The organism is Nocardia grenadensis (genome assembly GCF_050942415.1).
Taxonomy (GTDB): Bacteria; Actinomycetota; Actinomycetes; order Mycobacteriales; family Mycobacteriaceae; genus Nocardia; species Nocardia grenadensis.
Window position 1 is genome coordinate 1,163,566 of the sequence record NZ_CP192054.1, and the last position, 15,092, is coordinate 1,178,657.

Below are 15,092 nucleotides of genomic sequence, written 5' to 3' on the forward strand. Positions count from 1 at the left end.
GGCGTGTTTCCGCAGTGGCCGGTGACACACGCCCGGCGAATGCCATAACTTTCGTATACGATCCGGTCTCGGTGTCGATCGGAAGGACGTCATGGACCCCGTGTATGCGGTGCTGCTGCTCGTGGCCGGTTTCGGCGCCGGTGTGTGCAATACCATCGCCGGCGGCGGCAGCCTGCTCTCGTTCCCCGCTCTCGTGGCCGCCGGTCTGCCGCCGGTGACCGCGACCGTGACCAATGCCGTCGCTGTATGGCCCGGCTACCTCGGGGGCGCCGCCGCGTTGCGTTCCCGGCTGACCGAACATCGCAGTCTGCTGCCCCGGCTGATCGTGGTCGGTATGGCCGGTGCCCTGGGCGGCGTGGTCGCGCTGCTCGCCGCACCGCCCGAGGTGTTCACCGCCCTGGTGCCCTACCTCGTCCTGGCGGCGACCGCCCTGTTCGCCGCCCAGCCGCTCATCTCCCGGCGGCTCGCCGAAAGGGGCAGCGACTCCCGATTCACGCTCTTCGCCGGTGTGTTCCTGGGCGGGGTCTACGGTGCGTACTTCAACGGCGGAATGGGGATCGTGCTGCTGACCGTGCTTGCCCTCGGGATCGACGCGTCGGTCAACCTGCTCAACGGTCTGAAGAGTGTGCTCACCTTGGCCGTCTCCACCACCGCCACGGTCGCGGTCGCGGTGTTCGGGCCGGTCGACTGGTTGTCGGTGGCGGTTCTCGCCCCGGCCTGCCTGCTCGGCGGCATGGTGGGCGCCAAGATCGCCGACCTCCTCCGCCCCGGCGCGTTCCGTGCCGTGGTGATCGTCTTCGGTGCCGGTGCGGGCATCGCGATGTTGTTCACATGACCAGGGTGAAAGAAGGAACCATGACCGATCTGCTACTGCGCGACGGGCGCCCCTGGATACCCGGGCAACCACTGGAAACCGCCGATCTGCTGCTGCGCGACGGCCGGATCGCGCAGATCGGCGCGGACCTCGAGGTGGTCGGCGTCGAAACCCTCGACCTGGCCGGCGCGCTGGTGTTGCCCGGGTTCGTCGATACCCACTGTCATCTGGACAAGACCCTGTGGAGCGGCCCCTGGGTGCCCAATACCGGCGGGCGCTCGCTGGCCGGCCGGATCGCCAACGGCGAGAGCCGTCGCGCCGAACTCGGCATCCCCCACACCGACTACTCCGCCGCACTACTCGCGACCATGATCGCAGGGGGCACCGCGCACGTGCGCAGCCATATCGATATCGATCCCTCGGTCGGGCTGGCGGGGGTGGAGGCGGTGCGGGCCGCCGCCGATCGGCACCGCGGCCGGGTGGACGTCGAACTGGTCGCCTTTCCGCAGGGCGGCCTGGTCAGCCGGCCGGGGACCGCGGAACTGCTGGACGAGGCGCTGGCGGGCGGCGTCGAAGTGGTCGGTGGAATCGACCCCGCCGGATTCGACGGCGATCCGACCGGCCAGTTGGACATCATCTTCGGGCTGGCCGAACGCTACGGCGCCAAGATAGATATCCACCTGCACGACGGCGGCAGCCTCGGCGCCTGGGAATTCGGGTTGATCATCGAACGGACGATGGCCACGGGTCTGGGCGGGCGGGTCACCATCAGTCACGCCTACGCGATGGGCGCCCTGCCGGCCGACGAGCAGCGGCGGATCGCCGACCGGCTCGCCGAAGCGGGTGTGGCCATGGTGACCTGTGCGGTCGGTGACGCGCCGGTGGTCCCGTTGCGCGTGATGCACGCCGCCGGGGCGACTCTCGCGCTCGGCAACGACGGGATCCGGGACCTGTGGACGCCCTACGGTGACGGCGATATGTTGCGCCGGATCAGCACCGTCGCCTTCCGCGACCGGTTGCTCGCGGACGAGGAGATCGAACTGGCGCTGGCCGCCGGAACTCTCGGCGGCGCGCGGGTTCTCGGGTTGGCCGACCACGGTATCGGTGTGGGGGCGCGGGCCGATCTCGTGACGGTCGACGCCGCGACCCCCGCGGCGGCAGTGGTCGGTGTGCCGGCCCGGAAACTGGTCTTCAAGGGCGGCCGGATGGTGGCGCGCGACGGGCAACTGATCGATTGATCGTATACGAAACAGGGGTGTAATCCCGGCGACCGCGATCGGCAATGCGCAGCCGATAGAACTGTTCCATGAGGACAAAGGCTATCTCGGTGCCGTCCCCGGCGGGGTCGGTAGCGTATACGACCGAGCCGGACTCGGCGCTCGCGTTCCGGAATGTGTCGATGGTCTTCGAGAACGGGACCGCCGCGTTGCGCGATATCGACATCACCGTCCGCCCGGGTGAATTCGTCTCCCTCGTCGGTCCGTCCGGCTGCGGAAAATCGACCCTGCTACGGCTGGCGGCCGGGTTCGAGGCAGCGAGTTCCGGCGCGGTCGACGTGGCCACCGGGCAGCTCGGGTACGTCTTCCAGGAGGCGACCCTGCTGCCGTGGCGGACCGTGCTACGCAATGTGGAGCTGCCCGCCGAACTGGCCGGGGTGGACCGCGAGGAACGGCGCGCGGCGGCACTGGACGCCATCGATCGGGTGGGCCTGGCCGGATTCGAGAAACACAAACCCGCCCAGCTCTCCGGCGGTATGCGGATGCGGACCTCCATCGCCCGCGCGCTCACCCTGCGGCCGGAACTGTTCCTGTTCGACGAACCCTTCGGGGCACTCGACGAGATCACCCGTCAGCGGCTCAACGAGGAAGTGGGCGGCCTCTTCCGCCGGGATGCCTTCGCCGGCGTATTCGTCACCCATTCGGTTCCGGAGGCGGTGTTCATGTCGACCCGGGTCGTCGTGCTCACCGGCCGACCGGGCCGGGTGGCCGCCGATATCCCGGTGCCCCTGGACTTTCCGCGGGAACCGGGGCTGCGCTACACCCCGGAATTCGCCGAGATCGCGGGCGCGGTCTCGGCCGCCCTGCACACCGCCGAACAGGGAGTAGCGGCATGACCACGGTCGCGGCGGATACCGCCGCCCCGACGGTCGCTCCACAGGCCAGGCCGAATCAGCTGGCGGGCACCCGCCGGCGCCGGACGGCACCCGTGCGGATCATCGCCCCCGTCGTGGTTTTCGTACTCGTCACGGGCCTCTGGTACTTCGCGAGCCACTATCTGATCGCGCCGGAATCGCGCTTCCTGCTCCCCGGCCCCGACGAGGTGATCGCTGAAGGACTGCTCGACACAGCGGTGCGGTCGGAGATCCTGTCCGCGCTGGGTTCCACGGTGCTGGTCGCGCTGAGCGGACTGGTCGTCGCGATGGTGCTGGGTGTCGGATTCGCGGTCGCGATGAGCCAGGCCCGGTGGGCGGAGTACTCGCTGTATCCGTACGCGGTGATCCTGCAGACCATTCCGATCCTGGCCGTAGTCCCGCTGTTCGGTTTCTGGTTCGGCTATGAATTCGGCAGCCGGGTGATCGTCTGTGTGATGGTGTCGCTGTTCCCGGTCGTCACCAACACCCTGTTCGGGCTGAAGGCCGTCGCGCCGGCCGAACACGATCTGTTCACCCTGCACGGCGCGAGCCGGTGGCAGCGGTTGCGCAAACTCCAGTTGCCCACCGCGTTGCCCGCGATGATCTCCGGGTTCAAGATCTCCGGCGGGATGGCCATCATCGGTTCGATCGTGGCCGATTTCTTCTTCCGCCAAGGCGAACCCGGTATCGGCCGGATGATCGACGTCTACCGGCAGCGGCTGGCCACCGAGGAACTGCTCACCGCGCTGCTGCTGTCCTCGCTGGCCGGGCTGATCCTGTTCTGGTTCTTCGATTTCCTGGCCGTCCGCGTGGAGCGGGCGCACGGCCGCCGCCGCGGCCACTGACTTTCCCGACCTCTTCTGCCCGACCAACCGCTGACCTCAGGAATCGTCATGAAGAAACCACTATCCGCGCTCACCGCTCTCGCGGGTACCGCACTGCTCACTGCCTGTGGAGGCGCGAGCTCGGTCCCGGAACCCACCGGCGAGGGCCCCTTGGCCGGGTTCTGCCCGTCGACCGTCGTGATCCAGACGGACTGGTACGCCACCCCGGAACGCGCCGCCGCGTTCCAGCTGGTCGGCCCCGACGGCACCGTGGACGTCACCAAGGGCTCCTACGTCGGGCCGCTCGGCGATACCGGTATCAATGTCGAGGTCCGGCTCGGTGGCCCGTTCCTGGGCGGCCAGCCGGTGCCCGCGCAGATGTACCAGGACACGTCGATCACCCTGGGGTTCGTTCCCACCGACGATGCCGTCCGCGCGCAGGCCGAATTCCCGGTGACCGGTGTATTCGCCTCGCTCGATGTGAATCCGCAGATCATCATGTGGGATCCGGCGACCTATCACGTCGGATCGTGGCAGGATGTACCCGGCACCGGCGCCCCCGTGGTGTACAGCGAGGGCAAGATCTTCATGGACTATCTGACCGCCAACGACTATGTGCGCCCGGACCAGGCGGATGCCTCGTTCGACGGCACACCGAGCCGTTTCGTCGCCGAGCGCGGTCGCGTGATGCAGCAGGGCTATGTGTCCAATGAGCCCTTCCGCTGGGAACACGATGTCGAGGGCTGGCGTAAACCCACCGACTATCTGCTCGTCCACGAATCCGGCTATGAGATCTATCCGCACGCTTGGTCGGTGCGGGCCGGTGAACTCGACGCCCTGCGGCCCTGCCTGACGAAGCTGGTTCCGATGCTGCAGCAGGCGCAGGTCGATTACATCGCGAATCCCGAACCGGTGAACCAGGCGCTGTTGCGTATCGCCGACACCATTCCCGACGGGCCGCCGATGACCGCCGCCGGTAATACCGATTCGGTGAAGGTGCAGGTGGCGGAGAAAATTGTCGGTAACGGCCCGGACAGTACCCTCGGCGATTTCGACGAGGCGAGGGTGAACCGGGTGATCGACGCCGTGACCCCCATCCTGCGTAAACGTGGCGACACAATCGCCGCCGGACTCACCGCCGCGGATCTCGTGACCAATGAATTCATCGATCCCGCTATCGGTCTACCGGCGGTGGCGAAACCCTGAAGCCGGAGCGCGGCGCCCGAAGAAGGGCCGGGTCAATCGGTCGCGGGCGGATACAACCACGTCAATGCCGCGAGGCTCTTGTCGACATATTCGTTTCGCCCGTGCTCGAGCCCATAGGCCATATCCTCCAGCAGGCTGCATCTGGCATAGAAGGCAGCACGTGCCCGGATCGCCCGCACATCATGGGCAGCGTTCCGGTAATTGCCCAACGCGGTGTCCAAGGCGGCCGGGCCGAGGTCACGGTAAAGGAGGCCGAAGTCATAGGCGGGGTCGACGATCGCGGCGTCGCTCCAATCGATGACGCCGGTAACCGTTCCTTCAACCGGTTCCACGAGAACATGTTCCATCCCGAGATCGTTGTGGGAGAACACCGGGTCGTAGCGGTCCCGCGGGGGCGTCGTTCCGAGGAATACCTCCACTGCCGGCCGGTGCTCGCGGGGGACCGCGTGGGCGACCGTCTCGTAGATCTCCGTGGCTTCGGCGAGCCACCATTCCTTCGGCTCGTCGTCGGTGTCCACCAGCTCGGCCATCCGGTCGACCGGAGCGGTGTGCAGAGCGGCGAGGAATCGACCGAGCGCCGCGGCGATCGGTCGCATATGGGCTGATCGCCGCGCCGCGGACAGTTCGATCAGCGGTCGGCCGGGGAGTGCGAAGTACGCCAGGCAACCTTGCTCGGGCACTCGGAAACACGGCTCGGGAACCGGCAGCGGCGAGATATCCGCGACAGCGGCCAGGAGGTCGGATTCATCGATCACCCGCGCGGCTCGGCTCGCGGGATCGGGTTCCTTGGCGAAACGCACGATCAACTCGCCGTTGACCGCGTAGGCGGTATTGTCCTGCCCCTCCCCGAGCAGCGCCACCGAGTCGATCCCGTAGTCGGGCAGCTGCCCGGCCACGACTCCGTGGACGTCCACGACGCGCTCGCCGTCCCGAAAACCCATGCGACGACTCCAGAACCCCGCGACCGTGTCAGAAGCCGTCGTCGACCAGCGGCTCGTCCGCGCGCCGGAGACCGGCCCGGATCTCGTGTACCGACGCATCGCGCGGAAAGAGGCTCCGGCCGTGCACTTCGCCCGCCGCGGACGTATCGCTGCCCATCACCGCGATATCGGGACCCGCGCCCACTACGAGCTCGACCTCGAAATCCCCCGGCGCGGTGCCACATCGAGCGATCAGCCGATACGCCTCACTCCGGATGGCGGACTCCTCGTCCACGATCTTCCGGACACCGAACGCAGGTGCGGAGATGAGCCATCGGTCCTCGTATCTGCTCACCTTCACCTCGAATCGCATGCTCACCCCTTGGTCGTATGGCCGGCCCGCACAACTGGTTCCCGGCACGGTTATCGGGCGCGACGGGTTGAATCGACGGTAAGGACTGCAGGCCGATCATGGCGAGCAGTGAGCACGAGTTTGCACAATTACGCTGTGCTGTTTTCCCGCTTTCAGCGGAAAAGTGCATCATGTACGAAGCGCGAGAAAACTCGTGCTAACCATCGAACAGGGGTTGAAGTATGCGTCTGCGGTTTCTCGGTAAGGGGGGCTCGGATCTCGGTGGATGCCCCAGTCTGTACACGACCGATCAGGGAAGCTATCTGGTCCAGGGATGGGAGACGGACAGGCCGGCCACCGTCGAGATCCCCCATCTGCTACTCGGTTACACAGAACCCGACACCTTCATCGGCGCGCCCATGCAGGATACCGGCCGGGGAACGTTCACCCTCGCCGGGCGTCCGGTCGCCGAGCGTGAGATCTTGGAGCAGCTCGATCTGGCACCCGACGAGGTCGCGATCGAAGTCCCGAAGACCAGAAGGACGTTCTACGGTGCGTTATCTTCCGCATGAGCCGCCGGACTGGGCCGCGCTCCTCCGCGAATGCGTTTCCGAGGCATTCCATCTCGAGGTCCGCGATTTCTACGCCGTCCCGTCCGAAACCGGCCGGCTCGGTCGCTTCATGGACGGCCGGCCCGCCCTCCCCGACGATCAGAAGGATCGCTGGAACACGCTGATCCGGGAGACCACCGGCCGGGGTGTCACGGTACGGCGGGTCCGCGTGGTGTCGGTGCCGCACAGCGACTATCACCGCTGGCTGCTCTCGGTGACCGGCACCAATACCGACGCGGGCGAGGATATCCGGTACGTTCCGCGACATCTGGCCGGTGACGTGCCCTCGGACGACTGGTGGTTGATCGATGACGATCGCGTCGTCTACAACCTGGTCGACGAATACGACAAACCCGCCGGTCTCGCGGTGACGACCGACCGGGGAATCATCCAGTACGCCCGGTGCGTGAAACACCGGCTCTGGGACATGGCAACGCCCTACACGGAATATGTCGACAGATGAACGAAGTGCACGACGCGCGAGAAGCTCTCGGGGCACGGCTGCGGGAATTGCGGCGCCAGGCCGGCCTGACCAACCGCAGACTCGCACAACTCTGCGACTGGCACGAATCCAAGGTGAGCAAAATAGAGTTCGCCCGGATCAGACCCTCCGACGACGATATCCGCGCCTACTGCCGCCACTGCGGCGCCGAAGACCAGCTACCGGACCTGCTGGCCACCTCGAACACCATTGAGGTCGCCTACCTCGAATGGCGCAAGATCCTCGGCACCGGCCTCGGCCGCCGGCAGCAGAAATCGCTGAAATTGGAGGCGGCGGCCACCCATATCCGTGATTTCCAGCCGCAAATCGTGCCGGGGCTGCTCCAGACCGCGGCGTACGCGGCCGCGAAACTGCGCCGCGGTATCGAATTCCACCGCATCCCCGACGATGTCGAGAACGCCGTATCGAAGCGGATGGAACGGCAGCGCATCCTGTACCAGCGCGGTCATCTGTTCCACTTCCTCATCGCCGAGCAGGCCCTCTACACCACGGTCGGTGACAATGTGGTGATGACCGGCCAGCTCGATCGGCTGTCCTCCCTGATCGGCATGCCCCGGGTGACCATCGGGATCGTTCCGTTCACCGCCGAAGCACTGGTGGTATCGACGAATTTCGCCATGTTCGACAATCGGCTGGTCATGGTCGAGGGGACCGCCGCCGAACTCACCATCACCCAGCCGCGCGAGATCGATGTGTACGGGCGGGCGTTCGACGCTCTGGCCGGGCAGTCGGTGACGGGGGAGGGCGCGCGGGGTTTGATCCACAAGGCGCAGCGCGGGCGCACCGCGGACATCGGGACGGCCGGTCGTTCGTGACCCGCCCACGCGGCCGGGTTCAGCCGTGTGGTGCGTGGCGCCGGAGGAAATCGTCGACCAGGGCGTTCACCGCGTCCGGTACTTCCAAAGCCACCAGATGGGCGGCGTCCTCCAGAAACGCCAGCTCGGCACCGGGAATGGCGTGTGCCATTTCTTCGACCTCGGCGGGCGGGAAGGTCGCATCCTGCCGGCCCCCGACGACCAGGGTGGGTGTGCGGATGGAGGCGGCGAGCTCGCGCTGATCCGGACGGCGGATGACCACGCTGCGGACCGCGTGCGCCGCCGACCCGATATGGTTGGCGCGCACGGTGCGTCGCACCTGCTCGACCACCTGCGGCCGGGCCCGCATCGTGTCCGGACCCAGGAACTCGGAGAGTGCGGCGTGCACGAGCGGCCCCCGGAATCCACCCAGGACGCGCGCGAGTGCGAGCAGGGCGCCGTATTCGAGGCGCTGCCGCGTCCCGGCCGGCGAGGCGGTGCCGTTCATCAGCACGGTGGTCAGGACTCGCTCGGGATAGAGCGCGCCGAAGGTTGTGCCGATCATGGCGCCCCAGGAATTCCCCACGATGTGCGCGCGGTCCATCTCGAGCGTATCGAGGATCTGGAGCAGGGTGTGCGCGCATTCATCGAAGGTGAACGGCCGGTCCAGCGGGGTGCTGGCGCCGTGACCCGGCGGGTCGATGGCGACAGTGGTGAACCGCCCGGAGAAATACGCGACCTGACCGGCCCAGAGCGTGTGGTCCATGAGCAGGCTCGGCCACAGCAGCATCGCCGGGCCGGCGCCGGTGACCCGGACGCGGAGCGTGCCCAACCCGGTGGGGATATCCCGATCCATCCCGCTCAATTCGATTCTCCCGTCCTGATGGGCAGCTGATACGGCATCCGATCGCCGACCACCCGGAGATGTGGTCCGCTCGGAAGGCAGCAGCGGCCACTCTCGACATCGTGTACCAGGTCGCGGTAGACGAGCTGCAACTCCGCGAGGCGCGTCCATTCGAAGTGCATGAGCTCACCGGCCGGATCGTCGTGCCGCAACAGATGGAACGCGCGGGCGGCGCCGGCCGCGATCACATCGATCAGTTCGCCGAGGGTGCGTTCGTAGACGCGGGTACCCGCGGCCGGCACGGGCAGATGCCGTGAACTCCAGGCGTCGATCTCGCCTATCAGCGTGCGCCGGCGCGACTGCAGCCGGATTCCGGCGAGCCCCGCTTCGAGCCGATAGGACTCCGACAAGGCCGAGGCGAGACTGCACACCGGCCCCTCGGCGCGCCGACCGCCGACCGCGTACAGCAACTCGGTGGCCGTGGGCAGGCACGATGCGCCCGAGCCGGGCTGGGACCACCGCACGGTCACCCCCTCCTCGGGGTGGTGTGCGACGGGCGCGGCACGGCGGTCCGGGAACTTTCAGCGCAGCCGTGGACCGACGAGCATCCATTTCCGGGCGCGCGATACAGCTGAACGTGCATTCGTGAGTCGTACTTTCGCGATGGATTCGATGTGGAATGAACCGGCGGGGGTCCGAGGGAGATCCCACGGCCGGTTGGGGTATCACCGGCGTCGCGTCTCTCCACCACACAGCATCTCGAACTCCGATCGGTGCCGGAATCCCAGTGGCAGCACACGAATGGGGAAACGCGTCGTGTGCTCGATCGGACCTGGCACTGTCATCGTAAAGCGGGCCGACAGCGTCGCCTATGGGCCGCCGTCATGAAACATCGGCGCGCTCTCGTGCTGCGCGCACAAACGGGATCGGGGCCCGATCGGGCCGCATTCGGCGCCGGTGGGCGGAAGAATCGCGTATGACCATTGGTTATGTTGGTCGCCGTTCACGGGAAAGGGGGTAGGTGGTACGAGCCGAGATCGGCGCCGGAATGCCGCCGGACCCAATGCGCCAACTGCCCGGGGATCTCCAGGTGTGCCGCGTGCCCGGTGCCGGAGAGAACCCGCCACTCGATGCCGAGGGTCGTGCCCAGGCCGTGGACGGAGCAGTGCCGGGCCGGCGCCGAATACCGGCCGACGGTCAGCGTGATCCGGTCCGCCGACCGGCCCACCGGCCCGGGTTCGAACTCGCGGAACATGGCGAGTTCTCCGGCGACGGTTTCGCGCGAGGCCGTCGTGAGTTCCGGTGTCCAGCACGGACCGTAGAGAGCTTCGCCGAATCCGGCCACCCCCTGCCGTCGGAACGCCCGGGCCACCTCGTCGAGCAGGCCCGGCGCGAGCGACCCGGCCGCCGGTTCGTGCAGTAGTGCTCCGGCGAATTCGACACCGCGGGCGGCCAACTCCAGGCCTAGTGTCGCGCCGCCGCTGACCCCCACCACGAGCGCCCCCGCGCACAACGGCGCGAGGGCGGCGATCTCGATGTCCATATCACCCGACTGCGGGCGGTCGGGGGCGTGGACCTCGACGGCCGGGCCGAGAGCGGCGATCGTGCCCGCCCACACCCGGCTGTCGGTGGCCACGCCGTGGATCAGCACAACCCTCATGCGGTGACGGACTGCTTCCCGAGAGCGGCCAGCAACTGGTCGGAGGTGGCGACCGCGCCGAAGATGCCGCCCTGCATGGTGACCATGCTCAACGCCGCCTCGTGGTGCCTGCGCTCGGTGGCTCCGGTGCAGTCGGAGAGGATCAGGCATTCGTAGCCGCGGTCGTTGGCCTCGCGCATGGTGGTGTGCACGCAGACATCGGTGGTGATACCGGTGAGGATGATGTGGGAGATCCCGGCGCCGCGCAGCAGCAGGTCCAGGTCGGTGGCGTAGAAGGCGCCCTTGCCGGGCTTGTCGACGACCGGTTCCCCAGGGATCGGCGCCACCTCGGGCACGATCTCCCACCCGGGTTCACCGCGCACCAGGATTCGCCCGCACGGGCCCACACTGCCGATCTCCGCGCCGACCTGGGCGGAACGCCAGCGCTTGTTGGCAGGGAGGTCGGCGAGATCTGGGCGGTGGCCTTCGCGGGTGTGGATCACCGTGAGACCGAGCTCGCGCGCGGCGGCCAGGACCCGGGCGGTGGGTTCCAGGCCGGCCCGGGTGAGGGACAGGTCGTAGCCCATCCGGTCGACGTAGCCGCCGGGGCCGCAGAAATCGGTCTGCCAGTCGATGAGCAGCAGCGCGGTGCGCGCCGGGTCGATCGGGCCGTCGAACGGCCAGGTGTAGGGGGTGGCGTGCACGGTGGTCGGGGTCATGCGGTGGGCTCCTTGTCGCGTCGCGCGGCGCGGGCCGCGCCGAGGGTGAGAATCAATGCGGCGGCGGCGAAACCGATGACGGCGTCCGACAGCCACGGGGCGAATCGATGGGTGAGCAGGGCGGCGACCGCGCCACCGGCCCAGGCGGTGAACGCCGGCAGATGCCAGCGGGCCCGGCGGTCGCGCGGGCCGAGACCGAACCGGGGCAGGACCAGCTGATCGAGGATGACCACGGCACCGATCGGCGGCACGATCACACCCAGCAGGTTGAGCCACTGTTCGAAATACGACCAGATACCCGCGACCGCCAGCGCCACGCCGACCGCGCCCAGGACGAGCGTCAGCCGCCGCATCCGGCCGCCGGAGAGTTGGCTCCAGCCGACCGCGCCGTTGTAGAGACAGTGCGCGCAGACCGAACCCAGGTTGATGAATACGAACGCCACGGCCAGCGGGACCAGCAGCCCGCCGTGGTCGACGAGCAGCCCGAGGAAGTTCCCGCCGTCGGCGGCGGGATCGACGCTGCCCCCGAGGGCGACCACGAGACCGCCGATCACCAGGGCGATCGAATTACCCACCGGGAAGGCCGAGGCCGCGGCGAGAAACGCTTCGCGGCCGTTGCGGGACCAGCGGGTGAAATCGGCGGTCATGGTGCCGGAGTCGATGAACGAGGCGATGACCAGGGTGACCGCCGCGCCGAAACTCATCGCCGCCGCGCCGGCCTGCCCCTGGTAGGAGGTTGGCGAGCCGCCGCCGTCGGCGACCGCGAGCCCGATCGCGACCAGCCCCAGCACGATGTACACCGGTGCCGCGATCATGCCGATCGCCGACAGTGCCCGGATACCGAGCAGGGTCACCGCGATGAATCCGACCCCGGCGGCGAGCGCGGTGAACTGTTCGTGCCAGCCGAGGGTGTCGTGCAGGATCGCCCCGGCCATACCGGTCTGGAAGGCGAACCAGCCGATCACCACGGTCGCCAGGAAGGCCGAGGGGAGGAAAGCGCCCACTTTGCCGAAGGTTTCGGCGGCCGAGAGCGCGAAGTTCTTTCCGGTGCGCCCGGCGAGCACGCTCAGCGCGCCGACGTAGAGCATCATGCAGATATTGCCCACCGCGATGGCGAGCAACCCGAGCCGGAAGCCCAGCGAGTAAACGATCAGCCCACCGAAGATGGCGCAGGTCAGCACCATCGGAAAACCGAACCAGACCGCGGAGACCGAGCCCAGGCCGCGCCGCCGGTCGGTGGGCACCGGCACGTTCTCGAACTCCGCTATCTCCCAGCTTTTCTCGGGGTCGGTCAGCGTCGTGGTGGTCATGGCGCATCGGTCCCTTCGGGGGTGGGGAGCTCGTAGATCACGGTGACGCTGCCGCCGCCCGGCGGACCCTGGTGCTCGGCGCCACCCGAGACGTAGACCGCGCCATCGCCCTTGAGCGCCGACAGCAGGCCGCCGACGGCGCCGCGGGCATGCCGGGTGGCGTTGATATCGGAGTCGGTGAGCATGGTGTGGCGCAGCCCGCGGACCGACCCGCTCGGATCGGCTTCGGCCTTGGCGAAGATCTGCCGCACCGTGCCACCGGCCGCCGTGACCTGGGCGAGCAACCGCTGTACCGAGGCCAGGTCGATCGCGTCGGCCATCTGCCCGTGCAGCGCGCGCAAGGGATTGGCCGCGGTGGGACTCTCGGCGACCACCAATACATGGCAGTCGTCGAGTTCGGCGCCCGCGCTGGCGGAGGCCCGGGCCGACCAGACATCGGCTTCGCCGGCCAGGGCGCGCAGCGCGGTCTCCCGATCGCATTCACCCAGCGCGACCGCGATACCCAGCGAACTCGCCGCCCGCGACCAGCCCATCGACGCGTAGGTGTCGGTGGCGACCGGAGTCCGGCCCGCGGTGTGCAACGCGGTGATCTTGTCGGAGGTGAGCAGCGGGCATTTCACCAGCACGAGATGGACATCGGTGGGGGTGACACCGAGTTCGGCGAGCAGTTTGCCCACGGTGTCGGTGACCGTATCGACCTGCTCGGCCCGGCCGATCTCCCCGGGGGCCAGCACCCGGCTGCGGCGGGCCGCGGCGACCAGGCCGCGATCGAACCCGGTATGGCGGCGCTCGTCCCGGACGAGCATGTTCACGTGCGGGCTGAGCACCCCCTCGGTGCCGCCGGAGAACACAGTGACCGCGGCGTCCGGGATCCGTGGCTCCCAGACAGCGGTGGCCAGGGTGCGGCTGAAATCATTGACGCAGCCGTTGCCCTCTGTTTTGCCGATCACCGAAACGAGATCGCCGGGGCGGAAACCACTCTCGGTCAGTACCTCGAAGGGCCGGGTGTCGCCGGGATCTGTGGTGGGCACGGTCAGCAGGGCGATGCCGGTCATGCGGCGGTCTCCTTCGGAGTGCGGGCGGGAGTGAGGTGGTTGAAGACGAGGTTGAGGACGAACGCCACGATGACCGTGCTGGTGATCGCACCACCGGCGATGATGCGAACCGAGGACGGGAGCCCTTCGTAGACCTCCGGCGCGACCACCGGGATCATGCCGATACCCACGGCCAGCGAGACCACGAGCAGGTTGTCGTTGCGCGAATAGTCGACCCGCGCCAGCGTCGCGATACCGACCCCGGCGACGGTTGCGAACATGACCAGGCTCACCGAACCGATCACCGCACCCGGCAGATTGGCGACGACCTCGCCCATCTTCGGCACCAGTCCGAGCGCCACCAGCAGTCCACCCGCGACGGCGACCGCCCGGCGGCTCGACACCCCGGTCATCCGCACCAGGCTCACGTTCTGCGCGAAAATGGTGTCCGGGAACGAGGTCAAGAAGCCGCCCAATACCGCCGAGGTGCCGTCGGCGCCCAGGGCGCGGGCGAGCCGGTTCGGTTCCAGCGGGCGGCCGAGATGGTCGGCGGTGGCCATGAGGTAGGCAGTGGATTCGGTGAAAATCACCAGCATCACCAGGCACATCGAGATGATTCCGGCGATCGGGAAGGCGGGGGTGCCGAATAGGAACGGGTTGGGCAGGCCGAACCAGTCGGCGCTGCCGACGGCGCTGAAATCGGTGAGCGAGAGCGCGGCGGCCGCTACCGTGCCCAGCACCAGCGCGATAAGGACCGCGGACTGCGCGACGAGACCCCGGCCGTAACGCATCAGCACGATGATCATCACGACCACCCCGAGGGCCAGCGCCAACGGCGCGCCACCCGCCGGTTCGTCACCGAAGGTCATGGAGACGGCCTTGCCGATCAGCGACAGCCCGATCATGGTGACCGCCGCGCCCCGCACCATCGGCGGGAAGAAGCGGACCAACTTGGAGAACGGGATCGCCACCAGCACGCCGAAGATCCCCGCCGCGATCATGGCCCCGTACACGGCCGACAGCCCGTATTCCTCGCCGATCAGGATCATCGGGGTCACCGCCGTGAACGAGGCCCCCGCCACCACCGGCATCCGGGCCCCGAGCAGCTTCCCGATACCGAGCGCCTGCACGAGGGTGATGACCCCGGCGACCAGCAGGTCGGCGTTCACCAGGGTGGCGATCGTGGAGGTGTCCAGCCCCAGGGCCGCGCCGAAGACCAGCGGGACCGCGACGCAGCCGGTGTACATGACCAGCACGTGCTGGATGCCGAAAAGTGACGTGCGCCAGAGCGATAGGCGAGCGGGTGGAGCCAGCGGCGGCGACTGGGTCGGGGCAGCGTCTGTGGACATGGGACCTGGCCTCGGGCAGAAGAAATAAGCAACACCAGAATTT

General features: G+C 68.1%; 17 protein-coding genes. 8 read left to right on the forward strand and 9 right to left on the reverse strand.

Annotated features, from left to right (window positions below; genetic code table 11):
* The first annotated feature begins 91 nt into the window (after positions 1-91).
* The 5 genes from ACQPYS_RS05180 (at position 92) to ACQPYS_RS05200 (ending at position 4,975) form a co-directional block, all read left to right on the forward strand.
* Complete coding sequence (locus ACQPYS_RS05180; RefSeq protein ID WP_433491827.1) at positions 92-835, forward strand: sulfite exporter TauE/SafE family protein; 744 nt, start codon at positions 92-94, stop codon at positions 833-835.
* A 20-nt stretch (positions 836-855) separates the two neighbouring features.
* A complete protein-coding gene (locus ACQPYS_RS05185; protein WP_433491828.1) occupies positions 856-2,052 on the forward strand; it encodes an amidohydrolase in 1,197 nt (398 codons plus the stop codon).
* 68 nt (positions 2,053-2,120) lie between these two features.
* Positions 2,121-2,927, forward strand: coding sequence for an ABC transporter ATP-binding protein (locus tag ACQPYS_RS05190; RefSeq protein ID WP_433491829.1), 807 nt, complete (start codon positions 2,121-2,123; stop codon positions 2,925-2,927).
* Positions 2,924-3,790, forward strand: a complete 867-nt coding sequence (locus tag ACQPYS_RS05195) for an ABC transporter permease (protein WP_433491830.1) — start codon at positions 2,924-2,926, stop codon at positions 3,788-3,790. The genes ACQPYS_RS05190 and ACQPYS_RS05195 overlap by 4 nt, the downstream gene beginning before the upstream one ends.
* A 48-nt stretch (positions 3,791-3,838) precedes the next feature.
* Positions 3,839-4,975, forward strand: coding sequence for an ABC transporter substrate-binding protein (locus ACQPYS_RS05200; protein ID WP_433491831.1), 1,137 nt, complete (start codon positions 3,839-3,841; stop codon positions 4,973-4,975).
* 32 nt (positions 4,976-5,007) lie between these two features.
* On the opposite strand, the gene ACQPYS_RS05205 is transcribed toward ACQPYS_RS05200, so the two are convergent.
* Both ACQPYS_RS05205 and ACQPYS_RS05210 read right to left on the reverse strand, forming a co-directional pair.
* Complete coding sequence (locus ACQPYS_RS05205; protein ID WP_433491832.1) at positions 5,008-5,916, reverse strand: phosphotransferase; 909 nt, start codon at positions 5,914-5,916, stop codon at positions 5,008-5,010.
* 28 nt (positions 5,917-5,944) lie between these two features.
* Positions 5,945-6,274, reverse strand: coding sequence for a hypothetical protein (locus tag ACQPYS_RS05210; protein WP_431940558.1), 330 nt, complete (start codon positions 6,272-6,274; stop codon positions 5,945-5,947).
* Between the two features lie 215 nt (positions 6,275-6,489).
* On the opposite strand from ACQPYS_RS05210, the gene ACQPYS_RS05215 reads away from it, so the two are divergent.
* From ACQPYS_RS05215 to ACQPYS_RS05225, 3 genes are read left to right on the forward strand one after another with little or no spacing between them, the layout of a single operon-like run.
* Positions 6,490-6,819 (forward strand): hypothetical protein, encoded by a 330-nt coding sequence (locus ACQPYS_RS05215; RefSeq protein WP_063041193.1) that lies wholly within the window; start codon positions 6,490-6,492, stop codon positions 6,817-6,819.
* Positions 6,800-7,321, forward strand: coding sequence for a DUF6879 family protein (locus ACQPYS_RS05220; protein ID WP_063041195.1), 522 nt, complete (start codon positions 6,800-6,802; stop codon positions 7,319-7,321). The genes ACQPYS_RS05215 and ACQPYS_RS05220 overlap by 20 nt, the downstream gene beginning before the upstream one ends.
* Positions 7,318-8,175 (forward strand): helix-turn-helix domain-containing protein, encoded by an 858-nt coding sequence (locus ACQPYS_RS05225; protein ID WP_063041197.1) that lies wholly within the window; start codon positions 7,318-7,320, stop codon positions 8,173-8,175. The genes ACQPYS_RS05220 and ACQPYS_RS05225 overlap by 4 nt, the downstream gene beginning before the upstream one ends.
* 19 nt (positions 8,176-8,194) lie before the next feature.
* Here ACQPYS_RS05225 and ACQPYS_RS05230 read toward each other — a convergent pair whose 3' ends face one another.
* The 7 genes from ACQPYS_RS05230 to ACQPYS_RS05260 form a co-directional block, all read right to left on the reverse strand.
* Positions 8,195-9,010, reverse strand: a complete 816-nt coding sequence (locus ACQPYS_RS05230) for an alpha/beta fold hydrolase (protein ID WP_431940625.1) — start codon at positions 9,008-9,010, stop codon at positions 8,195-8,197.
* 5 nt (positions 9,011-9,015) lie between these two features.
* On the reverse strand, positions 9,016-9,528 hold the full coding sequence (locus ACQPYS_RS05235; protein ID WP_063041201.1) for a hypothetical protein: 513 nt from the start codon (positions 9,526-9,528) through the stop codon (positions 9,016-9,018).
* A gap of 473 nt (positions 9,529-10,001) precedes the next feature.
* Positions 10,002-10,658 (reverse strand): alpha/beta fold hydrolase, encoded by a 657-nt coding sequence (locus tag ACQPYS_RS05240; RefSeq protein WP_433491833.1) that lies wholly within the window; start codon positions 10,656-10,658, stop codon positions 10,002-10,004.
* Positions 10,655-11,356, reverse strand: coding sequence for a biuret amidohydrolase (gene biuH, locus ACQPYS_RS05245; RefSeq protein WP_431940556.1), 702 nt, complete (start codon positions 11,354-11,356; stop codon positions 10,655-10,657). Before biuH ends, ACQPYS_RS05240 begins: the two co-directional genes overlap by 4 nt.
* On the reverse strand, positions 11,353-12,666 hold the full coding sequence (locus ACQPYS_RS05250; RefSeq protein ID WP_433491834.1) for a cytosine permease: 1,314 nt from the start codon (positions 12,664-12,666) through the stop codon (positions 11,353-11,355). The genes biuH and ACQPYS_RS05250 overlap by 4 nt, the downstream gene beginning before the upstream one ends.
* Positions 12,663-13,721: a ring-opening amidohydrolase gene (locus tag ACQPYS_RS05255; protein WP_433491835.1), complete on the reverse strand. Its 1,059-nt coding sequence runs from the start codon at positions 13,719-13,721 to the stop codon at positions 12,663-12,665. The genes ACQPYS_RS05250 and ACQPYS_RS05255 overlap by 4 nt, the downstream gene beginning before the upstream one ends.
* Positions 13,718-15,049, reverse strand: a complete 1,332-nt coding sequence (locus ACQPYS_RS05260) for a nucleobase:cation symporter-2 family protein (RefSeq protein ID WP_433491836.1) — start codon at positions 15,047-15,049, stop codon at positions 13,718-13,720. The genes ACQPYS_RS05255 and ACQPYS_RS05260 overlap by 4 nt, the downstream gene beginning before the upstream one ends.
* Positions 15,050-15,092 lie beyond the last annotated feature (43 nt).